Below are 20,250 nucleotides of genomic sequence, written 5' to 3' on the forward strand. Positions count from 1 at the left end.
CGGCCGATCGATGCCGAAACCTCCCCGGTCGGGCGTCCGACCGGCCCTGTCGGTGGCCCCGCGTACGGTCGTCCCATGGATGACCAGCAGGAATCGCACACGGCCGGAACTCCGGTGCACGGGGCGGCGTACGGGCCGGGAGACGACGTACGGCGGGCGTGGGACCGGGTGACGGGGTGGCTGGAGCGGCACGACCCGGCGGTCTTCGCCTCCCTCGGCGGCCCGGCGAGCCGGGAGGACGTCGACCGGGCCGAACGGCGCATGGGCCTGACGCTGCCGCAGGAGTTGCGGCAGTGGCTGCTGGTGAACGGCATCGACGCCGGCACGCAGCCCGACATGCCCTCGTGCCTGGTGACGCGGGCCTGCGCCGTGCCCCTGCCCGGCGGCCACTTCCTGCTCGGCCTGACGGACATCCAGCGGGTCCACCTCAGCCGGACGGCCCTGGAGGAGGCGGAGCCGTCCGAGGACCCCGACTGCCCGTTCTGGCGCCGTGCCTGGGTGCCGGTCGCCGCGGAGCGCGACGGGCTCTACGGGACGTTCCTGGACACGGCCACCGGAGCCGTCGGCACGTGGGCGGAGGCGTACTGCCCCGAGGAGGGCGTGTACGCCTCGCTGTCCGCGTTCTTCCACCATGCGGCGGACTGGCTGGAGGGAGCCCCCACGGGAGATTGGACCGGCCCCGGCAGGCCCGCCGCCTCCCGCGAGCCCGACCCCCGGCCGCAGGACGAGCCGATCCGCGTCTGGGCCCGCGCCCACGGCTTCCTCGTCAACGAGCGCGGACGCGTCCCCTCGACCGTCCGCGAGGCCTACGAGGCGTCCCGGCGGTGAGCGGCCCCGCCGCCTCCCTCGAAGCGGCGGGGCCGGGGCGTTCGACAAGGTGTCAGGCGGGGCGGATGCCCGGGTTGCCGGCCTCGGTGGTGAAGGAGGCGGCGGTGGACAGGGTGCCGCCGGGGCGGGTGATGTGGGAGACCACCCGGTAGTCGGCGCGGACGCGGTGGCGGTCCAGGGTGAGGACGGTGTAGCCGCGGCGCCCGTCGTAGAACTTCATGTGCGGGTTGGCCGACATGAGGTTGTTCCAGTTGGAGGGCTTCTCCTCGCCGTCGCCGTCGCTGCTGATCGAGGTGCCGACGAACTCCACGCCCACGGTGCGGGAGCCGGGGTCGTCGAAGTTGCGCTTGACGTCCAGGGCGTAGGCCACGTGCACGTCGCCGGTGAGCAGCACGAGGTTCTTGACGCCGGAGCGGTCGACGGCCTGCAGGAAGCGCTCGCGGGCGGCCGGGTAGCCGTCCCAGGCGTCCATGGAGAGCTTGGAGCGCTCGGCGGTGGTGTTCTTGCGGCGGGAGAAGACGACCTGCTGGGGCACGACGTTCCAGGTGGCCCTGGAGCGGCGCAGGCCCTCGGCGAACCAGCGTTCCTGGGTGGCGCCCATCAGGGTGCGTCCGGCGGCGTCGGACTCCGGGGTGGGGTACTGCCAGCCGTCGCCGTTGGCCTGGTCGTCGCGGTACTGGCGGGTGTCGAGGATGTCGAACTGGGCGAGCTGGCCGAAGTGGACGCGCCGGTAGAGGGTCAGTTCGGTGCCGTGCGGCTGGGGCATGCGCAGCGGCTGGTTCTCCCAGTAGGCGCGGTAGGCGGCGGCGCGGCGGGCGACGAAGGGGGCCGGGTCCTGGTTCTTCTCCGGGATGCCGGCGGCGTAGTTGTTCTCCACCTCGTGGTCGTCCCAGGTGACGTACCAGGGGTGGGCGGCGTGCGCGGCCTGGAGGTCGGGGTCGTTCTTGTAGAGGGAGTAGCGCAGCCGGTAGTCCTCCAGGGTGGTGGTCTCGTGGTTGAAGTGGGCCGCGAGGGTGCGGTCGGTGTACTTGCGGTCGCCGCCGGTGGCGTCGATGCCGTATTCGTAGATGTAGTCGCCGACGTGGAAGACGGCGTCCAGGTCCTCGTTCGCGAGGTGGCGGTAGGCGGTGAAGTAGCCGTCCTCGTAGGCCTGGCAGGAGACGAGGGCGATGCGGGCGCTGTCGAGCTTCCGGCCGCGCGGCGGGGCGGTGCGGGTGCGGCCGACGGGGCTGGACCAGGAGCCGACGGTGAAGCGGTACCAGTACTCGCGTCCGGCGTCGAGGTCGTCGACGTCGACGTGGAGGGCGTAGTTGAACTCGGCGTGGGCGCGGGCGGTGCCGCGGCGCTCGACGCGGCGGAACTTCTCGTCGCGGGCGATCTCCCAGGCGACCTTGACCGAGCCGGTGGGCGGCAGGCCGGCGCCGGGCTCCAGGGGGCGCGGGGCCAGGCGGGTCCACAGCACGACGGCCTCGGGGGTGGCGTCGCCGGAGGCCACGCCGAGGGTGAAGGGGTTGTCGCCGATGGCGCGCGGGGCGATCTCGTTGTCGGCGGCGTGCGCGGAGGGCAGGTTGACGCCGAAGGCGAGCGCGGCGGCGGCCGAGGTGACGGTCAGGAAGCGGCGCCGGTCCAGGCGGGCGGCGGCCTCGCGCAGCATCCGGTCGGGCGTGGGGTGGTCGGCGGGGCGGGTCATCGGCGTGGTGGCCTTTCGCAGCTCGGGGGTGTGCGAAGGGAATTGGAGTGGACCGCCCCGTACGGCGGGGGTCGGGATCACGGCAGCAGAGTGATCATCCGGTGGGAGAGCGGTGAAGGTCCGGCACTTCACCCCGAACCGGACGGAAGGCCGCATTCCGGTTGCGTTCGCCGTATCCCGACCGGCCCCGACCGGCCCCGACCGGCCCCGGCCGGCCCCGCCCCGCACCCCGCGGGCCCCGGCACCCGCCCGTGCGCCCGGTGGGCGCGGCCCGCGCAATGGGCAGGTCAAGGCGCGCGGGCCGGACGCCTTCGGGCGGGCGGGCCCGGGCCGGACGCTCAGACGACTTCCAGGTTGGCCATCATCCCCATGTCCTCGTGCTCGGCGTTGTGGCAGTGGAAGAGGTAGCGGCCGCGGTAGCCGTCGAAGCGGGTGATGATCTCGGCGGACTCCCCCGGGCGCAGCGAGACGGTGTCCTTGAGGCCGGCGTCGTGGGGCAGCGGGGGCCTGCCGCCGCGGGTGAGGATGCGGAAGCCCACCAGGTGGAGGTGGACGGGGTGGTGGACGTCGGCGATCAGGCGCCAGATCTCGGTGTCGCCGAGGGGGACGGTGACGTCGGTGCGGGCGGGGTCGAAGGGGCGGCCGCCGATCAGCCAGCCGTGGCCGCCGTTCATGCGGCCGGCGCGGAAGGCGAAGTCGCGGGTGCGCACGGCGTCCTGGCGGCTCCATTCGGGCAGGTCGGTCGACAGGACGGGTGGGATGCGGCTGTCGTCGGCGGCGGGGCGGCGGGTGATGCGGAAGGCCATGATGTCGCGGGTGCGGCCGGTGCCGAGGCGGTTGACGAGGCGGACCAGGGAGCCGACGGGGGCGGCGGCGAAGTCGACGACGAGGTCGTGGCGTTCGGCGGGGGCCAGGGGCAGGGACTGGTGGGTGACGGGGGTGGCGAGCAGGCCCTGGTCGGCGCCGACCTGGACGAGGTCGAGGCGGCGGCCGTCCTCGGTGCGGGCCTCGATCTCGTAGTGGCGGGCGTTGGAGGCGTTGAGCAGGCGCAGGCGGTGGCGGGCGGCGTCGGTCTCGTGGACGGGCCAGGGGGCGCCGTTGACGAGGACGACGTCGCCGAGGACGCCGGCGAGGTGGGGTTCGGTGACGCCGGGGCGCTCGCGCAGGGTGGGGTCGAGGGAGGGGTAGGTCAGGGCGCCGTCGGCGGCGAAGGCGCGGTCGGTGATCATCAGGGGGATCTCGCGGGGGCCGGCGGGCAGGCCGAGGGCTTCCTCGGCGTCGTCGCGCACGATGTGCAGGCCCGCGAGGCCGCGCCACAGGGCGGGGGCGGTGAAGTCCATGCGGTGGTCGTGGTACCAGAGCAGGGTGGGGCGCTGGTCGTTGGGGAAGGTGTAGTCGCGTGTGCGGCGGCTGGTGACGGCGCGGGGGTCGGTCATGGCGCCGCCCATGCCCGGCATGCCGTCCGCGCCCTGCATGCCGGGCATGACGTGGGGGGTCTCGGGCCAGCCGGCGGGCAGGACGAGGTCGGTGGGGTAGCCGTCGGAGTCGGCGGGGGTGTGCCCGCCGTGGAGGTGGACGACGGTGGGTACCGGCAGTTCGTTGCGGTGGGTGACGGTGACGGGCCGGCCGCGGCGGGCCTCGATGGTGGGGCCGGGGAAGGTGCCGCCGTACGTCCACAGCCGGGTGGTGAGGCCGGGCAGGATCTCGGCGTCGGTCTCGCGCTGGACGATCTCGTAGCGGTCGGCTCCGCCGTCGGTGGACAGGGGCTTGGCGACGGCGGGCAGCGGCAGCGGCACCCGGTAGGGGGGTGGCAGGGCGGCGGTGCTGCGCAGTTGGGCGCCGGTGGTGGCGGGGCGGCGGGCGAGGGTGGCGGCGGTGGCGAGGCCGGTGGTGGTGAGCAGGCCGAACGCGCCGCCGATGCCGAGGATCTGACGGCGGGTCATGCCGAGCGGGCGGCCGGGGCGGGGTTCAGTCACGGTCGCCCTCCCGGCGGGCGGGGCGGCGCGCGGGCAGCGGGGTGCGCCACAGGGCGATGGTGAGGACGACGGTGGCGGCGATGGTGGCCACGCCCAGGGGCAGGTGCAGCCACAGGGCGCCGTCGCGTCCGGCGAAGTACTGGACGGTCTCGGCCGCGACGACGGCGAGGGTGGCGGCCGCCGGCCAGCCGCGGCGCAGCCGGATCCACACCACGAGGGCGGCGATCAGCTGGAGGTAGCCGAGGGAGGTGACGGCGTTGGCGCCGGCGGCGTGCCAGGAGAGGGCGTCGTAGTCGCCGCTGAGGTAGACGCCGGCGAAGACGGGCTGGCCGAAGACGGCGGCGGTGTGGGCGGCGGCCAGGGCGCGCAGGGTCCGTCCGGCGGGCCCGGTCCGCTCCCCCGCGGCGGACCGGGCCCTCGGCTCCGGTGGGGTCCTGTCGGCGGCGATGGCCATGGGCGTCCTTCCTCGAACCGTTGCCGGGCCGCGCTGTGTGCCGGTGCGCGGCCCCGCCCATGACGCTATGACCGTCCGGTTATCCTGTCTAAGATCAATATTGCTATGGCGTTATGACGCCTCGGGCATGGGGGCGCCGGTGGACCTGAACACGCTCGCGCAGTTCCTGGCGGTGGCGCGGCTGGAGCACCTGAGCCGGGCCGCCGAGGAACTGCGCGTCGCCCAGCCGTCGTTGAGCCGCTCCATCGCCCGGCTGGAGGCCGAGCTGGGCACCCCGCTGTTCGAGCGGGGCGGGCGGCTGCGGCTGAACGCGGCCGGGCACCTGTTCCGCGGCTACGCGGAGCATTCGCTCGGTGAACTGGAGGCGGGCCGACGGGCGGTGGCGGAGGCCGCCGGGCAGGGACTGGGCACGGTGCGCCTGGCCTCGGAGACGTTCCTGGCCTTCAGCGGGCCGCTGGCGGCGTTCAAGCGCGGCCACCCGGGGGTGGAGATCGAGCTGCACCAGCTGTCCGCGCAGGAGGCGGCGCGGCGACTGCGGGCCCAGGACGTCGACCTCGCCGTCTTCTCCCAGCCCGTCGCCGCCGAGGGCCTGGAGTCGGTGCCGCTGCTGGACGAGGAGGTGGGGCTGGCCGTCCCGGTGGGCGACCCGCTGGCCGGCCGCACCTCGGTGGGCGTCGAGGAGCTCGCCGAACGCCCGTTCATCGCCGCCCGCCCCGGCCACTGGCAACGCCGCCTGCTGGACCGGCTGTTCGCCGCCCGCGGGCTGGTGCCGCGGATCGTCTGCGAGAGCGACGAGGCCGGCGCCATCGCCGAACTGATCAGCGCGGGCCTGGGCATCGGCCTGGTGCCCGCCGTCGCCCGGCGCACCGCCACCCGCCTGCCGCTGGTGTGGGTCGGCGTCGACAGCCCCGACTGCCGGCGCTCCCTGACCCTGTTCTGGGACGCGCGGGCCCGCCTGCCCGCCGGCGCCCGGCTGCTGCGCGAGGCGATCGCGGGCTGGGACTGGGCGGGCGGCGGTCGGACAGAGGCCGGCGGGCGGGCTGCCGGCGGCTTCTGACGGCCGGCAGGCGGACGGCGGGCGGACGGCGGCTTCTGACGGCCTGCCCCCGTTCGAGTGCCGCTACAGCTTCGCGGCCGAGAAGGTGTCGCACTGGGCGAAGTCGCCGCTGCGGTAGCCGGTGGTGAACCAGGCCTTGCGCTGCTCGGCGGAACCGTGCGTCCAGGCCTCCGGGTTGATCCGCCCGGTGGCCTGCTGCTGGATCCGGTCGTCGCCGACCGCCGCCGCCGCGTCCAGGCCCTGGGCGATGTCCTGGTCGGTGAGCGAGGCGATCAGCGGACGGCCGGTGGAGGGCTGCGGGGTGGTCGTCGCGTGGTGCGCCCACACCCCGGCGTAGCAGTCGGCCTGCAGCTCCAGGCGCACCGAGCCGCTGGTGGCGCCCTGGCGGTCGTTGCCGACCTTCTGCATGGCGCCGGTGAGGTTCTGGATGTGGTGGCCGTACTCGTGGGCGACGACGTAGGACTCGGCGAACGGGCCGCCCTTGGCGCCGAAGCGGGCGGACAGCTCGTTGAAGAAGCCCAGGTCGACGTAGGCCTTCTTGTCGCCGGGGCAGTAGAACGGGCCCACCGCCGAGGTCGCCGCCCCGCAGGCGGTGGAGACCTGGCCGGTGAACAGCACCGTCTCGGCGTTCTTGTACGGGACCTTGGCGGCGCGCGGCAGCTCGGTGCGCCAGAACTCCTGGAGGCTGTTGGTGACCGCCACGATCCGGCAGTCCTGGCGCTTGTTGGCGTCCGCCCCGGTCTTGCAGGCCTGCTGCGCCTCGCCGGCGGTGCGCACGCCGGAGGAGTTGGAGGAGGAGCCGGAGCCGGAGGACAGGCCCAGCAGCTGCGGGTCGACCCCGAGGACGACGGCGAACAGCACCGCGATCAGGCCCACGGCCCCGCCCCCGATGGCGATCTTCCCGCCCGGGATGCCGCGCCGGTCGTCCACCTGCGAGGTGTCGAGGTCGCCCTGGTCGTCGAACTGCATGTGCCCCTGCCTGCCCGCTTCTGTCGCGTTCCGCCCTACTGGTGACGGTCTGTACCGTCGACGGCCCGGCCCAGCCTACGGGCCCCGCCCCGGATCGCGCCGCAGCGGGTCCCGGCTGCCCCGACCGGCGGTCCCGCCCGGCGGTCCCGCCCCGGCGGCCCGGGCGCGGTCGGGCGGGCGCGGTCAGGCGGGCGCCGGGGCGCCGACGACGCGCAGCAGCTCCAGACGGGAGGCCGACTCGCCGCCCGGCGCGGCGGTGTGCACCAGCAGCAACTGGTCCTCGCCGCCGGCGGCCAGCACCTCGCACTCCAGCTCCAGCGGCCCCACCACCGGGTGCAGCACCCGCTTGCGGCCGCTGCGCCGCCGGGCGACCTCGTGGCGCTCCCAGAATGAGGTGAACTCATCACCGCTGGCAAGGAGTTGCTCCAGCAGTTCGGCGGCGCGCCGATCCCCGGGGCGGGCGGTGCGGGCGGCGCGCAGGGAGGCGACGTGGGCGCGGGCGAGGTCCTCGTGGTCCTCGGGCGGGAACAGCGCCCGGACGCCCGGTTCGGTGAACCAGCGCAGCAGCAGGTTGCGCCGCTCGGGCGCCAGCGCGGTGACGTCGCCGAAGACGGCGGTGGCCATCGGGTTCTGCGCGAGGACGTCGCCGAGGTCGGAGACGACCTGGGCGGGCGTGTCGTGCAGCCGGTCCAGGATCAGCAGCAGCCCCGGCCGCACGTGCCCGAGCGGCCCGCGCCGGCGCGGCGGCTCGTGCCCGGCGAGGCGGAACAGGTGGTCGCGCTCGTCCTCGCTCAGCCGCAGCGCCCGCGCCAGCGCCGCGAGCAGCTGCGGCGAGGGCTGCGGGCCGCGCCGCTGCTCCAGGCGCGCGTAGTAGTCCACCGACAGCCCCGCCACCTGCGCCACCTCCTCCCGGCGCAGCCCCGGTGTGCGCCGCCGGACCCCGGGCGGCAGCCCCAGGTCGGCGGGGGCGAGCCGGGCCCGGGTACGGGTGAGGAAGTCGGCCAGTGCCGCTCGGTCGATCATGCCCCCAGCATGGCCCGCCGGAGCCCGCCGCCACCAGGGACCGGCGGTCCCCCGCTCGCGGACGCCGTCACCCGTCGGCGTGCGGTGGGTGTCCGCGGCGCCGGGCCCGGAACAGGACGTGGCCGCTGTCGCCCTCGGGCACGAACTCCTCGTGGACCACGTCGAAGCCGGCGCTCACGAGCCACCCGCGGCTGGTGGCGGCGTCGGCGTGGCTCCACCACATCGCGGCCCCGCCGCCGAGCCAGTTCTCGTCGGTGCCGGTCCAGGCCCGGTGCCCGGTGGTGCTCAGGAACCAGCCTCCCGGCCGCAGCCAGTGGGCGATCCGCTCCAGCAGGGCCGGTTGTTCCTCCACCGGCACATGGATCAGGGTGTACAGGCAGACGACGGCGTCGAAGCGGCCCCGGGGAAGCTCCACGGTCGTGGCATCGGCCCGGATGAAGTCGGCGCCCGGCACGAGCTGCCGGGCCCTGCGGATCTGGACCTCGCTGATGTCGACCCCCGTCACCCGGTGGCCCGCCGCGACCAGGGACCGGGCCACGGGAACCCCGGTGCCACACCCGATGTCCAGGACGGCCGCGGCCCCGGGGAGCCGGCCGAGCAGCTCCTCGATCCACGGTCCGTACTTCGTCCCGCTGCCGAACGCCCGCTCGTAGTGCTCCGACAGCACGTCGTACCCGCGCCGGACCACTTCCTTCGGATTCTCGTCGTCCACGCGCGCACGCTACGGCGCGCCCGCCGGGAGCGCGACCGCTTTTCACCCGGGCCCCCAGCCAGGGATCGGCGGTCCCTGGATCGGGAGGTCTCTGCCGCACCGCTCGGGGCGCGGGCAGGGTGGTGGGTGTCGAAGGTGATCAACTCTCCTGGAGGAGGCGGACGATGGCGACGATCCTGGTGACGGGCGCGACGGGTTCGGTGGGCAGCAGGCTGGTGCCGCGGCTGGTGCGGTGGGCGGAGGCGGACGGGTCCTCGGTGCGGGTGCTGGTGCGGGACGCCGCGAAGGCGCGGGCCCTGGACGGGGTGGAGGTGGTGGTCGGCGACCTGTGCGAGGAGGCGGACCGGGCGCGGGCGCTGGAGGGCGCCGAGGTGGTGCTGAACGTGGCGGCGGCGCTGCGCGGGGTGCCGGACGAGGCGGCGTGGGCGGTCAACCGGGACGCGGCCGTCGCCCTGGGGCGGGAGGCCGCGAAGGCCGGGGTGCGGCGGTTCGTCCACACCAGTACGAACCTGGTGTACGGGCGGGGGCTGGGGCGCCCCGCCGTGGAGGGCGACCGGCTCGCACCGGATCCGGCATGGGGGGTGTACGCGGCGTCCAAGGCGCAGGCCGAGGCGGGGCTGCGCGCCCTGGGGGACGAACTGCCTCTGGTGGTGGCCCGGTTGGCGTTCGTTTACGGGCAGGGCGATCCGCACCTGGCGCAGTCGCTGCACTGGGCGGCGAACTGGCCCGCGCACCAGCGCCTGGCGGTGGTGCACCACGCGGACGTGGCGCGGGCGCTGTGGCGCGCGGTGGTGACGCCCGGCATCGAGGGGCGCACGTACAACGTCGGCGACGACGCGCCGCTGACGGCCTGGGACCTGTACGCGCTCAACGGTCGGACGCACCCCGGCAGTTCACCGTCCGAGGCGGCCGAGCCGGCCGAGCCGTTCGACCCGTGGGAGGGACAGGTGTCCACGGCGGCGGCGCGCCGGGAGCTGGGCTGGCGTCCGCTGTACCCGTCGGCGTGGGCGGCGGCCGACGCCGGGGCGCTGTAGCGGACGCCGTCCGGCCCTCCCGGTACGGGGAGGGCCGGGCGACGCCGCACAGCCGGCCGGCGCCGCTCAGCCGGCCGGCGTGGGCGCGGGGGCGTAGCCGGCCGGGCGGGTGGTGAAGGTGCCGCGGCCCTGGGTGCGGCCGCGCAGGCGGCCCGCGTAGCCGAACAGTTCGGCCAGCGGCACCAGTGCGCCGACCCGGGCGGTGGCGCCGTGGCCGGGTTCGGTGGAGCGGACGTGGCCTCGGCGGGCGGCGAGGTCGCCCAGGACGGTTCCGAGGGCGTCCTCGGGCACGGTGACGCTCACTTCGGCGAGCGGTTCCAGCAGGTGCATCCGCGAGGCGCGCAGGGCCTCGCGCAGGCCGAGGCGGGCGGCGGTGCGGAAGGCGAGCTCGGAGGAGTCCTTGGGGTGGGTGGCCCCGTCGGTGAGGGTGACGGCGACGCCGGTGACCGGGTGCCCGCCGAGCGGGCCCTCGGCCAGGGCGTCGCGGCAGCCGGCCTCGACGGCCTGCACGTACTCGCGCGGCACCCGTCCGCCGGTGACGGTGGAGGTGAACGCGAACTCCCCCTCGGTGCCCGCCGGCAGGGGGTGGACGTCGAGGACGAGGTGGGCGAACTGCCCGGCGCCGCCGTCCTGTTTGGCGTGCCGGTAGGTGAAGCCGGTGACGCCCTCGGTGAGGGCCTCGCGCAGCGCGACGCGCGGGCGCCCGACGACCGCTTCGACGCCGGCGTCGCGCCGGACCTTCTCCACCGCGACCTCCAGGTGCAGTTCGCCCAGGCCGGACAGGGTGCGCTGGCCGGTCTCCGGGTCGGTGGCCACGCGCAGCGAGGGATCCTCCTCGGCCAGGCGGGCGAGGGCGGCGGCGAGCTTGTCGGTGTCGGCGGCGCGGCGGGCCTCGACGGCGACGGTGACGACCGGTTCGGCGCTCACGGGGGCCTCCAGGACGATGGGGTGGTCGGCGTCGCACAGGGTGGCGCCGACGCGGGTGTGCTTGGGGCCGACGACGGCGACGATGTCGCCGGCGCGGGCCGTGTCGGTCTCGGTGTGGCGGTCGGCCAGGACGGTGAGGATGCGGGCGACGCGCTCGCGGCGGCCGGTGGCGCTGTCGAGCACGGTGGCTCCCTTGTGGAGGGTTCCGGCGTACAGGCGCAGGTGGGTCAGGCGCCCGGTCGGGGCGGAGGTGACCTTGAACGCCAGGGCGGTCAGGGGCTGTTCGGGGTCGGGGTCGCGCTGCTGGGCACGGTCGGCGGAGCGGGTGGGCGGGACGTCGAGCGGGGAGGGCAGGTAGGCGACGGCGGCGTCCAGGAGCGGTTCGATGCCGCGGTTGCGGTAGGCGGAGCCGCACAGCACCACGACCACCTCGCCGGTGCGGGTGAGGTCGCGCAGGGCCGCGGTGAGGGTGTCGGCGCCCAGGGTGGCGCGGGCGCAGAACTCCTCCAGGGCTTCGGGGTGCAGTTCGGCCACCGCCTCCTCCAGGGCGCGGCGGCGCTCGGCCGCCACGGCTTCGAGGCCGGCCGGGACCGGGCCTTCGTGCAGGGTGCCGTCCTCGTCCCAGGTGAGGGCGCGCTGGCCGACCAGGTCGACGACGCCGGTGAACGACTCCTCGGCGCCGATGGGCACGTGGACGGCCAGCGGGCGCGGATGCAGGCGTTCGCGGATGGCGGCGACGGCGGCGTCCAGGTCGGCGCCGGCGCGGTCGAGCTTGTTGACGAAGGCGATGCGCGGCACGCCGTGGCGTTCGGCCTGGCGCCACACCGACTCGCTCTGCGGCTCGACGCCGGCGACCGCGTCGAACACCGCCACCGCGCCGTCGAGCACCCGCAGGGAGCGCTCGACCTCGTCGGCGAAGTCGACGTGGCCGGGGGTGTCGATGAGGTTGATCCGGTGCCCGGCCCAGGCGCAGCTGACGGCGGCGGCGAAGATGGTGATGCCGCGGTCGCGCTCCTGGGGGTCGAAGTCGGTGACGGTGGTGCCGTCGTGGACCTCGCCGCGCTTGTGGGTGGTGCCGGTGAGGTAGAGGATCCGCTCGGTGACGGTGGTCTTGCCGGCGTCGACGTGGGCGAGGATGCCGAGGTTGCGGACGGCGGCGATGCCGGCGGTCGCGGCGGCGGTGGTGCCGGTGGCGGTGGTGGTGCCGCGGGTGGTGCTGCGGGTGGTGCTGCGGGTGGTGGTGGTGTGGGTGCGCATGGCCCGGGTGCCTTTCGAGGCGGTTCCGCTCATGGGGTGGGCGCGCGATTCCAGCAGTGCCGACGGATCGTCGGATTCATGACCACGGAATGGGGTTACGGCCGGACAGGCCGGTGTCAGACGGTGGCGGCACTGCTCCGGTGCCGGCCGCGCAGCGGGCACCGGAAGGCCGAGGACACCAGGATCACCTCGTACCGCGACGCGGGAGAGGGGGCGGCGGCGCTCTGCTTCGGCATGGCCGCCCGCCCCCTCTCTCGTCCCGTTCGTCGTCGCGGTCGTCGCGGTCGTCGCGTTGTCGCGGCGGGCCGCGCGTCGGGGCGCGGCCGCGTGGCGAGTGTAGGGAAGGCGGGCCGGCCGGTGCGACGGGTTTTAGTGCCGGGTTTTACGGTGCCGGGTCCTACGGCGCCCGGAAGCGCAGCACCGGCTCCGACCAGCCGTCGTCGCGCACCCCGGCGTCCAGGGCGGCGCCGATGGCCCGTTCCTCGTACGCGAAGTGGGAGTCCATGATGGCGGCGAGTCCGTCGAGTTCGCGTCCGATCGCCTCCAGGTCGGCGCCGGTGGCGCCCTGGACGCCGGCGTCGGACTGCCCGGCGGCCCGGTCGGCGAGGTGGCGCACCCGGGCGAGGATGTGGGTGATGAAGCCGTGGTCCTCGACGAGTTTGCCGATGGTCGGTGCCAGGTCGGGGCGTTCTTGCAGGAGTTGGGCGAACAGGCCGGTGTCCTCGCCCTGGTGGTGGTTGGTCAGGGCGGTGCAGAAGGCCAGGCAGTGGGTGAGGAGTTCGTTGCCGTCGCCGTCGGGGCGGCGGGGCCGGCCGAGGTTGGTGCGCAGGTCGGCGAGGCGTCGGCGCAAGTCCTGGTGCGCGCGGGAGAGTTGCAGGCTGAGGGCGGCCGTACGGCCGGTGGAGGGGGAGGCCACGGGTGGCGGTCCCTTCGGTTCCGCACCTCCATGCCTGACGCAGTCCGTCACCGGCACGCGATGCTCGCGCCATCGGATCATGTGGTCCGGCCGGAAGGCAAGCGGGCGGCGGGGCCGGGCTCGGCGGCGGGTTCGGCGGCCGCGCCGGCGCGCGGGCGTCCGAGCAGGATGCCGGCGAGCACCAGCGCCAGTCCCGCGCCCTGGCGCACCCCGAAGGGGTCGCCGTCCAGCGCGGTGCCCAGCAGCACGCCGGTGAGCGGGTTGAGCAGTCCGAGCAGGCCCACCGTGCCGGCCGGCAGGTGGCGCAGCCCGGCGAACCAGCAGGTGAAGGCGAGCGCGGTGGCGACCACGGTGGTGTAGCCGAAGGCGAGCAGGGTGGGCCCGTCCGCCGGTGGGGGCGCGCCCTCGGCGACGACGGCGAGCGGCAGCAGCACCAGGCCGCCGGCGGTCAGCTGCCAGGCGGTGGCGGTGAGCGGGTCGGCGCCCTCGCGCCAGCGGGCGGCCAGCACGTAGCCGACGGAGGAGACGAGCATCGCGGCCGCGGAGGCCGCCAGCCCGGCCCAGCCGATCCCCTCCCCCGTTCCGGCCAGTGCGAGGGCGACCCCGGCCAGGCCCACCACCGACCCCGCCAGGTGCGCGCGGCGCGGCCGCTGCCCGGCCAGCGCCCAGGCGGTGAGCAGCAGGGCCAGCGGGGAGGCGGCCATGAGGGTGGCGGCGGCGCTGGTGGGCAGCAGTTGGGAGGCGAGGTAGAGCAGGACGAAGAAGGCGGCGGTGTTGAGCAGGCCGAGCAGGGCGCTGCGCCACCACCAGGCGCCGTGCGGGCGGCGGCGGGCGAGGGCGAGCAGCAGCAGTCCGGCGGGCAGGGCGCGCAGGGCGGCGCCCCACAGGGGGCGGTCGGCGGGCAGGTGGGCGTGGGTGACCCAGTAGTTGGCGCCCCAGGCGACGGGGGCGAGGGCGGTGAGCAGCACCCAGCGTTTGGTGGCTTCCATGGAAGGCAATATAGCTTCCTGGGAAGCTACTGGCGTAGGGTGGTGTCCATGGAGCCCGACCAGCACGAGGACCGGCACGAAGAGCGGTACGAAGAGCGGTACGAGGACCGGTGCGAGGAGCGGTCCCCGGACCACGTCGCCCAGATCCAGGCCGCGTGGCGGCGCGAGCGCCCCGACCTCGACGTCTCCCCGCTGGCCGTCATCGGGCGCCTGCACCGCCTCGCCGCCCGCCTGACCGCCGAGCTGACCCTCGTCTACCAGCGCTACGGCCTGGGCGAGGGCGAGTTCGACGTGCTCGCCGCGCTGCGCCGCGCCGGCGCCCCGTACGAGCGGGCCCCGGGCGAGCTGGCCGCGCACACGATGGTGACCACCGGCGCGATGACCAAGCGGATCGACCGGCTGGAGCGCGCCGGGCTGGTCACCCGCCGCCCCGCCATGGACGACCGGCGCGGGCGCGTGGTCGCCCTCACCGACGCCGGCCGGCGCCTGTTCGACGAGGCGTTCACCGCCCACCTGCGCAACGAGCACCGCCTGCTGGCGCACCTGAGCACCGAGGAGGCCGCCGCCCTGCAGGGCCTGCTCACCGCCTGGCAGCACCGCCTGGACGGCACCGGGGACGCGGGTGGAAGCCGCACCGGTGGAAGCGGCGCCGGGGGCACCGGGGACGCGGGCCGTACGGAGCGGGGCGGTGACGGCGGACCGTGAGAAGCTGACGCATGGCCAGCGAGACTCCCCCGCCCGACGCCCCGCCGCCGCACCACCGGCACTCCTCCGCTCCCCCGCCCGGCTGGCGGAACCCGGAGGTGCGGGCCGCCCGGCGCCTGGTGGAGATGCTCCAGGAACTGCGGGTGCTCCAGACCGGCGTGCAGATCGTCTTCGCGTTCCTGCTCGGCGTCGCCTTCACCCCGCGCTTCCCCCAACTCACCGACGCCCAGCAGGACATCTACATCGTCACCCTGCTGCTGTCGGTCGTCTCCTCGGCCGTCCTGGCCACCCCCGTCGCCCTGCACCGCGGCCTGTACCGCCACCCCGGCAAGGCGCGGATCGTCGACGTCTCCGCCCGCATCGCCCAGGTGGGCCTGCTGCTGCTCGCCTGCGCGCTGACCGGCGCCGTGCTGCTGGTCCTCGACGTCGTCCTCGGCACCGTGCCGGCGGTGCCGATCACCTGCGCCATCGCGCTGGTCTTCGCCGTGCTGTGGTTCGTCCTGCCCTGGGCGGTGCGCCGCTCCGCCACCCACCACCGGGCCTGACCCGACGGCCACCGCCGCCTTCGCCACCGCCGTCTTCGCCACCGCCTTCGCCATCGCCGCCTTCGCCGCTGCCGCCGCCCGCAGCGGGGTTGCACGGGCGGCGGACCACGGACCGGGCCGGGGCCGGCTGCCGGGCGCCGGGGGCCGGGCCGGGAGGCGCCCGCCGGGCCGCCTCCCCCACCCCACAGAGCCCACCCGCACCCCGGACCGCTTACCGTGCCGGTATGCATACCGACGAAAGCCCGTGGGACGTCCTGCTGATCGGCGGCGCGTCCGGCCTCGGCAAGAGCCGCGCCGCCGCCCGCCTGTCCGCCCGGCACGGCGCGTTCGTGGTCGAGTTCGACGACGTCGTGGCCGCCCTCCAGGCCGCCACCACCCCCGCCGGCCACCCCGGCCTGCACCACTTCGCCACCGTGCCCGACCCCGACGCGCTGCCCGCCGACCGCGTCCTGGAGCTCCAGATCGCCACCGCCCGCGCCCTGGACGACGCGCTGCTGGGCGTCGTGCGCAACCGGCTCACCGTGGACGTGCCCGCGATCGTGGAGGGCGACTACCTCACCCCGGCCGCCGCCGCCCGCGCCGTTGCCGAGGCCGCCGGGCAGGGCCGGCGCGTGCGCGCGGTCTTCCTGCACGAGGACGACCCGCGGCGCATCGGCGCCAACTACGCCGACCGCGAGCCCGGTTCGGGCCCGCAGCCCGAGCGCGCCGCCGTCAGCGCCCGCTACAGCACCTGGCTCGCCGACCAGGCCCGCGCCCACGCGCTGCCCGTGGTCGACTGCCGCCCGTACACCACCCTGCCCGAACGCCTGGCCGCCGCCCTGGCGTGACCCCCGCGAGGGCGGAGGCGGCGGCGGGACGGCGGGTGGCGTGACGGCGGATCAGGCGTCCTCGATGTCCGAGATCAGCTTGGTACTCAGGTCGCTCTGCACCGCCAGCCGGGTGTGCCCGGCGTCGGGGCCGGTACCCCAGGTCAGGGTGACGGTGGTGAACAGGTGCCCGGCGCCCGAGTCGTGGTAGAGCACCTCCCAGCGGGTGGGCACGTCCTGGGCGCGCAGCACGCCGTCGGCGTGGTTGGCCTCCTCCCAGGCCGCCAGCCGCTGACGGAAGTCCTCGGTGAGGTAGTGGGAGCGCAGCTGGTCGCCCAGGTCGTCGGTGCCGTCGGAGACGGCGTCGATGTAGGCGCCGTAGAAGTCGGCCACCCGGTCCACCGCGGAGTCCGGGCTGCCGCTGCGGACCGCGGAGCCCGCGGCGGTGTCGGCGTCGGCGTCGGTCATGACATCCCCATCCGTCAGGGCCGGGGGTGGCACGCTCCCGCCCCGGCCGGTCGGTTCGACCTGTAGACCCAACGAGCCTGCCCACCGGAGGTTGCGCCCCGGTCCGCCTCCCTCACCGGCCGGGGGCGGCGTTCGGGTCAGTCCGGTGCCTGGTGCCCGGCGTCGTACGCGGCGCGCGCCGTGAGCACCTGCGGCATGTGGCACTCGGCCCAGGCCTTGATCTGCCGCATGAGCGGCAGCAGGTCGCGTCCGAGCGCGGTGAGCGCGTAGTCGACGCGGGCCGGCACCCCGGCGGTGACGGTGCGCCCGACCAGGCCGTCGCGTTCCAGGGCGCGCAGGGTCTGGGTGAGCATCTTCTCGCTCACCCCGGCCAGGCGCCGGCGCAGGCCGCTGTAGCGCAGCGGTCCGTCGGCGAGGGCGTTGACGACGAGGCTGGCCCACTTGTCGCCGATCCGGTCGAGGAGTTGGCGGGCCGGGCACTCGGCGAGGTAGGCGTCGTAGTCGGCGGCCTCGGCGGCGCGGCGCTGGGCAGCGGTCGTGGTGGGCACCGGCCCACTCTCCTTTCCGTACGGTACGCACCTTCGGGTGCGTCCTTCCCCGTGGAGAGTAACTCTCCTTAGGTTGGGTGGAGTTGCCGATGCGTGAGCCGACGGCGCGAGCCGAGGCGCGAGGGGTGTGGGTGCGATGCGTGCCGTGGTGGTGCGGGGGTTCGGTGGTCCCGAGATGCTGGAGCTGGTGGAGGTGGCGCTGCCGCAGCCGGGCCGCGGGCAGGTGCGGGTGCGGGTGGCGGCGGCCGGGGTCAACCCGGTGGACGCGGTCACCCGTTCCGGGGTGCTCGCCGGGGCCGGGCTGATGGCGCCCCGGGCGGTGACCGGGATCGGCTGGGACGTGGCCGGGACGGTGGACGCCGTCGGCCCCGGCGTGACGCGATTCGCCCCCGGGCAGCCGGTGGTGGGCCTGCGCGACCGCCTGGACACCGACCTCGGCACCTACGCCGACCAGGTCGTCCTGGACGCGGACACCCTGGCCCCCGCCCCGGCGGGCGCCACCCTCGCGCAGGCCGCGACGCTGCCGCTGAACGGCCTCACCGCGCTGCAGGCCCTGGACCTGCTCGACCTTCCGGCCGGCTCCACCGTCCTGGTCACCGGCGCCGCGGGCGCGGTCGGCGGCTTCGCCGTCGAACTGGCCGTCCTGCGCGGCCTGCGGGTGGTCGCACTGGCCGGGGAGGGCGACGAGCCGCTGGTGCGCGGGCTGGGCGCCGAGTGGTTCGTGCCGCGCACGGCGCCCGATGCGGCCGCCGCCGTACGGGAGGCGGTGCCCGGCGGGGTCGACGGCGCGATCGACGCCGCCCTGCTGGGCGTGCGGGCGCTGGGCGCGGTGCGCGGTCGCGGCGCCTTCGTCGCGGTCGCGGCCGGCAGCGCCCCGGCGGCCCTGCGCGGCATCCGGGTCGCCAACGTGTGGATCACCGCCGACGGCCCCGCCCTCGCCCGCCTCTGCGCCCTCGCCGCCGACGGCCGCCTCACCCTGCGGGTCGCCGACACCCTCCCCCTGACCAGCGCCGCCCACGCCCACCGCCGCCTGGAGGCGGGCCACCTGCGCGGCCGGCTGGTCCTCACCCCCTGAACCGTCGCCCCCGGGGAACGGAAAGAAGGCCTGCTCCCGTTACGGGGCAGGCCTTCTTCGATGTGATCCGCGTCACGGCGGGACTGCGGCAACAGCGCTCCGCCCGGGGAGACCGTCCGGGTTGAGGGGAAGGGCTCTCGGGTTGCACTGTGGCAGCCGGCGGGGCTCCGACCAAGCGGGCCGGACGACTTCGGACACTCCCGGACGCCTTCGGACGCCCGAGCGCCCTGAGCAGGCGCGATCCCGCGACTGCGCCCGCAGGTACGCGGACGGCTTCGGACGGCCCCGGACGCGCGGGCCCCGGTGCCGGCGCGGCGGTGTCCGAAGGTGTCCCGAAAGCCCGTCACATCACCTCTTCCGAAGCCGTGTTGCTTCCGGCAGCGCCCGCGGACACGAACTTGCACCGGCCTTCGCGGCCCGCGCATGATCTGACCCAGCCGCCCGCCGGGCGGCCCAGGGGACGGCAATCCCCACGTCCGGGTTGAGAGTTCAGAAAGGGATCACTGTGCTGTTCGAGTTCCGTTGCGCGGTGCGGCGCACACCGCCGCCCGCCCAGTACGCCGGGAGCCACGACCTGCGGCGCGCCGCGCCGTCCGCCGCGTTCCTCGCGGTCGCCCTGGCCGGCGTCATCGCCCTGATCGTCCTCGGGTACACCGTCGAGGCGCTGGTGACCGTCGTCGTCACCGCCGCGGTGGAGGCCTCCGGCACGGCCGCCCGGGGGCGGCGATGAGCACGCCGGATCGCACGGGGATCCCTCCCGCCCGCGCCCGGCTCGTCGCCGAGCTGCAGCACCAGCGCCTACTGGCAGGCCTGCCGTCCCTGAGCTCGATCGCCAGAGGGAGCGATCTGTCGGTCAGCGCCGTGAGCAGCATGCTCACGGGGAGGCTTCTTCCCTCGGAGCAGGCGCTGAAGGCACTGCTGGACGGCATGGGCGTGAGCAGTCGCGACCAGCAGCACGCGCTGCTCCTGCGCGATGCGGCCTCGGCAGCCCGCACCTTCGCTCGGCGCGCCCCCGCCGAACCCCCCGCCGCCGAACCCCCCGTCACCGAGCCCCCCGCCGACGAGCGTCCCGCCCCCGACTGGCGCGTGCCGGTCCCGGCCGCGGGGGAACCCGACCCCGTGCTGTTCTCCACCGTGCGGGAGTTCGTCGCGGGCCTGGAGGACGTCAGGGTCTGGGCCGGCGAGCCGTCGCTGCGCCGGCTGGAGGAGCGCAGCGAGAGGCTTCACCGGCAGCGGCACACGGCGTACGGCAAGGTCCTGCGGCGCAGCACGATCTCCGACATGCTCAACGCCTCGGTGCTTCCGCAGATGGAGAAAGTGCGGCACTACCTGCAGATCTGCGGGGTGCGGGACATCGACGCGTGGGTGTACACGTGGCGGCGGATCCGGACGATCGAGAAGGCCGCCGTGCGCCGGGCGGCCTGACCCTCACGGCCGCGGAGTGGGAAGTCGGCGGGTCCGACTTCCCACTCCGGCTTCCTACTCCGGTTCCTTGCCCGCGGTGGAGGCCGGCTTGGTGTGGAGGACTTCGCGGGCCTGGTCGGCGGCGCGCACGATGCTCTCGCTGATGAAGTCGAGGAAGCGGGCGATGTTCTCCAGGCGGACGGCGGCGGGGGTGCCGGGGCCGAGGACGGTGACGCCCTGGCGGGCGGCTTCGATGACCCGGTCGTTGGCGCGGGCGCTGGCGATGACGGCCTGGTAGTAGAGCTCGTCGTCGACGATGTAGCGGTCGCGGCGGCGTTCGTCGCGTTCGCGGCGCACCAGGCTCTGGCTCTCCAGGAAGGCGATCGCCTTGGAGACGGAGGCCGGGCTGACCTGCAGGCGCTGGGCGAGTTCGGCGGCGGTGAGGCTGCCCGCGTCGGTGGTGGACAGGCAGGTGATCACCCGGGCGCCCATCCGGTTGAGGCCCGAGCCCATCAGGACGGTGGTGAGCTGTTCCTCGTAGGCGGCCACGGCCTCGCTGTCGCGCCCGTGGGGCTGCGGGCCGGACTGCTGTGCGCCGGGGGTGGCGGGCCGGCGCCGCTGGGCGCGGTGTTCGGTGGCGCGGTGGGCGAGGTCGGCGCGGTAGGCGAGGGGGCCGCCGTTGCGCATCACCTCGCGGGTGACGGTGGAGGTGGGGCGTTCCAGGCGCCGGGCGATCTCGGCGTAGGGGAGGCTGTCGGCCAGCCCCAGCGCGATCTGTCGGCGTTCCTGCTGGGTGAGCCTGCCTCCGGGCATCGCGTTCTCCTCGGTGGTCGTCGCCGCACGGTTCGCGGCACGGTTCGCCGCACG

21 protein-coding genes are annotated in these 20,250 nt (G+C 75.5%); 9 read left to right on the forward strand and 12 right to left on the reverse strand.

Features of this window, described 5'->3' with window-relative positions:
- The first annotated feature begins 75 nt into the window (after window positions 1–75).
- Window positions 76–828 (forward strand): histone-like nucleoid-structuring protein Lsr2, encoded by a 753-nt coding sequence (locus tag ACGFSC_RS12940; protein ID WP_359906450.1) that lies wholly within the window; start codon window positions 76–78, stop codon window positions 826–828.
- Between the two features lie 52 nt (window positions 829–880).
- On the opposite strand, the gene ACGFSC_RS12945 is transcribed toward ACGFSC_RS12940, so the two are convergent.
- From ACGFSC_RS12945 to ACGFSC_RS12955, 3 genes are all read right to left on the reverse strand, one after another.
- A complete protein-coding gene (locus tag ACGFSC_RS12945; RefSeq protein WP_359906447.1) occupies window positions 881–2,518 on the reverse strand; it encodes an alkaline phosphatase D family protein in 1,638 nt (545 codons plus the stop codon).
- 338 nt (window positions 2,519–2,856) lie between these two features.
- Window positions 2,857–4,494, reverse strand: coding sequence for a multicopper oxidase family protein (locus ACGFSC_RS12950; protein WP_359906444.1), 1,638 nt, complete (start codon window positions 4,492–4,494; stop codon window positions 2,857–2,859).
- On the reverse strand, window positions 4,487–4,948 hold the full coding sequence (locus ACGFSC_RS12955) for a hypothetical protein (protein WP_359906441.1): 462 nt from the start codon (window positions 4,946–4,948) through the stop codon (window positions 4,487–4,489). Before ACGFSC_RS12955 ends, ACGFSC_RS12950 begins: the two co-directional genes overlap by 8 nt.
- A 67-nt stretch (window positions 4,949–5,015) precedes the next feature.
- Between ACGFSC_RS12955 and ACGFSC_RS12960 the strand changes: the two genes are divergently transcribed.
- On the forward strand, window positions 5,016–6,005 hold the full coding sequence (locus ACGFSC_RS12960) for a LysR family transcriptional regulator (RefSeq protein WP_359906438.1): 990 nt from the start codon (window positions 5,016–5,018) through the stop codon (window positions 6,003–6,005).
- Window positions 6,006–6,068: 63 nt separating this feature from the next.
- Here ACGFSC_RS12960 and ACGFSC_RS12965 read toward each other — a convergent pair whose 3' ends face one another.
- From ACGFSC_RS12965 to ACGFSC_RS12975, 3 genes are all read right to left on the reverse strand, one after another.
- The gene (locus ACGFSC_RS12965; RefSeq protein WP_359906435.1) at window positions 6,069–6,974 is read right to left on the reverse strand and encodes a neutral zinc metallopeptidase; all 906 of its coding nucleotides are present in this window, start codon (window positions 6,972–6,974) and stop codon (window positions 6,069–6,071) included.
- Between the two features lie 183 nt (window positions 6,975–7,157).
- The gene (locus ACGFSC_RS12970) at window positions 7,158–7,994 is read right to left on the reverse strand and encodes a helix-turn-helix transcriptional regulator (protein WP_359906485.1); all 837 of its coding nucleotides are present in this window, start codon (window positions 7,992–7,994) and stop codon (window positions 7,158–7,160) included.
- Window positions 7,995–8,064: 70 nt separating this feature from the next.
- Entirely contained in the window at window positions 8,065–8,709 is a 645-nt protein-coding gene (locus ACGFSC_RS12975) for a class I SAM-dependent methyltransferase (RefSeq protein WP_359906432.1), read from the reverse strand.
- A 164-nt stretch (window positions 8,710–8,873) separates the two neighbouring features.
- Here ACGFSC_RS12975 and ACGFSC_RS12980 point away from each other — a divergent pair, with 164 nt between their 5' ends.
- Complete coding sequence (locus ACGFSC_RS12980; protein ID WP_359906429.1) at window positions 8,874–9,743, forward strand: NAD(P)-dependent oxidoreductase; 870 nt, start codon at window positions 8,874–8,876, stop codon at window positions 9,741–9,743.
- Between the two features lie 66 nt (window positions 9,744–9,809).
- Here the strand turns inward: ACGFSC_RS12980 and fusA are convergent, their stop codons facing one another.
- The 3 genes from fusA to ACGFSC_RS12995 all read right to left on the reverse strand — a co-directional run bounded on the left by fusA (window position 9,810) and on the right by ACGFSC_RS12995 (window position 13,832).
- Window positions 9,810–11,927 carry an elongation factor G gene (fusA, locus tag ACGFSC_RS12985; protein ID WP_359906426.1) on the reverse strand — a complete coding sequence of 706 codons (2,118 nt, stop codon included), beginning with the start codon at window positions 11,925–11,927 and terminating at the stop codon, window positions 9,810–9,812.
- A gap of 397 nt (window positions 11,928–12,324) precedes the next feature.
- Window positions 12,325–12,843, reverse strand: coding sequence for a hemerythrin domain-containing protein (locus ACGFSC_RS12990; RefSeq protein WP_359906423.1), 519 nt, complete (start codon window positions 12,841–12,843; stop codon window positions 12,325–12,327).
- Window positions 12,844–12,920: 77 nt separating this feature from the next.
- On the reverse strand, window positions 12,921–13,832 hold the full coding sequence (locus tag ACGFSC_RS12995) for an EamA family transporter (RefSeq protein ID WP_359906420.1): 912 nt from the start codon (window positions 13,830–13,832) through the stop codon (window positions 12,921–12,923).
- Window positions 13,833–13,880: 48 nt separating this feature from the next.
- On the opposite strand from ACGFSC_RS12995, the gene ACGFSC_RS13000 reads away from it, so the two are divergent.
- The 3 genes from ACGFSC_RS13000 (at window position 13,881) to ACGFSC_RS13010 (ending at window position 15,909) form a co-directional block, all read left to right on the forward strand.
- Window positions 13,881–14,537, forward strand: coding sequence for a MarR family transcriptional regulator (locus tag ACGFSC_RS13000; RefSeq protein WP_359906417.1), 657 nt, complete (start codon window positions 13,881–13,883; stop codon window positions 14,535–14,537).
- Between the two features lie 11 nt (window positions 14,538–14,548).
- A complete protein-coding gene (locus ACGFSC_RS13005; RefSeq protein WP_359906414.1) occupies window positions 14,549–15,082 on the forward strand; it encodes a DUF6328 family protein in 534 nt (177 codons plus the stop codon).
- Window positions 15,083–15,306: 224 nt separating this feature from the next.
- Window positions 15,307–15,909 (forward strand): AAA family ATPase, encoded by a 603-nt coding sequence (locus tag ACGFSC_RS13010; RefSeq protein ID WP_359906412.1) that lies wholly within the window; start codon window positions 15,307–15,309, stop codon window positions 15,907–15,909.
- A 51-nt stretch (window positions 15,910–15,960) separates the two neighbouring features.
- On the opposite strand, the gene ACGFSC_RS13015 is transcribed toward ACGFSC_RS13010, so the two are convergent.
- Both ACGFSC_RS13015 and ACGFSC_RS13020 read right to left on the reverse strand, forming a co-directional pair.
- Complete coding sequence (locus tag ACGFSC_RS13015; RefSeq protein ID WP_359906409.1) at window positions 15,961–16,356, reverse strand: hypothetical protein; 396 nt, start codon at window positions 16,354–16,356, stop codon at window positions 15,961–15,963.
- 137 nt (window positions 16,357–16,493) lie between these two features.
- Window positions 16,494–16,904, reverse strand: coding sequence for a helix-turn-helix domain-containing protein (locus tag ACGFSC_RS13020; protein ID WP_359906406.1), 411 nt, complete (start codon window positions 16,902–16,904; stop codon window positions 16,494–16,496).
- Between the two features lie 136 nt (window positions 16,905–17,040).
- On the opposite strand from ACGFSC_RS13020, the gene ACGFSC_RS13025 reads away from it, so the two are divergent.
- The 3 genes from ACGFSC_RS13025 (at window position 17,041) to ACGFSC_RS13035 (ending at window position 19,404) form a co-directional block, all read left to right on the forward strand.
- On the forward strand, window positions 17,041–17,979 hold the full coding sequence (locus ACGFSC_RS13025; RefSeq protein WP_359906482.1) for an NADP-dependent oxidoreductase: 939 nt from the start codon (window positions 17,041–17,043) through the stop codon (window positions 17,977–17,979).
- 505 nt (window positions 17,980–18,484) lie between these two features.
- Window positions 18,485–18,709: a hypothetical protein gene (locus ACGFSC_RS13030; RefSeq protein WP_359906403.1), complete on the forward strand. Its 225-nt coding sequence runs from the start codon at window positions 18,485–18,487 to the stop codon at window positions 18,707–18,709.
- Window positions 18,706–19,404 carry a hypothetical protein gene (locus ACGFSC_RS13035; protein WP_359906400.1) on the forward strand — a complete coding sequence of 233 codons (699 nt, stop codon included), beginning with the start codon at window positions 18,706–18,708 and terminating at the stop codon, window positions 19,402–19,404. The genes ACGFSC_RS13030 and ACGFSC_RS13035 overlap by 4 nt, the downstream gene beginning before the upstream one ends.
- Before the next feature lie 54 nt (window positions 19,405–19,458).
- On the opposite strand, the gene ACGFSC_RS13040 is transcribed toward ACGFSC_RS13035, so the two are convergent.
- Window positions 19,459–20,196 carry a helix-turn-helix domain-containing protein gene (locus ACGFSC_RS13040; RefSeq protein WP_359906480.1) on the reverse strand — a complete coding sequence of 246 codons (738 nt, stop codon included), beginning with the start codon at window positions 20,194–20,196 and terminating at the stop codon, window positions 19,459–19,461.
- Between the last annotated feature and the right edge of the window lie 54 nt (window positions 20,197–20,250).

It is taken from the genome of Kitasatospora sp. NPDC048715 (assembly GCF_043198905.1).
Classification (GTDB): domain Bacteria; phylum Actinomycetota; class Actinomycetes; order Streptomycetales; family Streptomycetaceae; genus Kitasatospora; species Kitasatospora lactacystinica.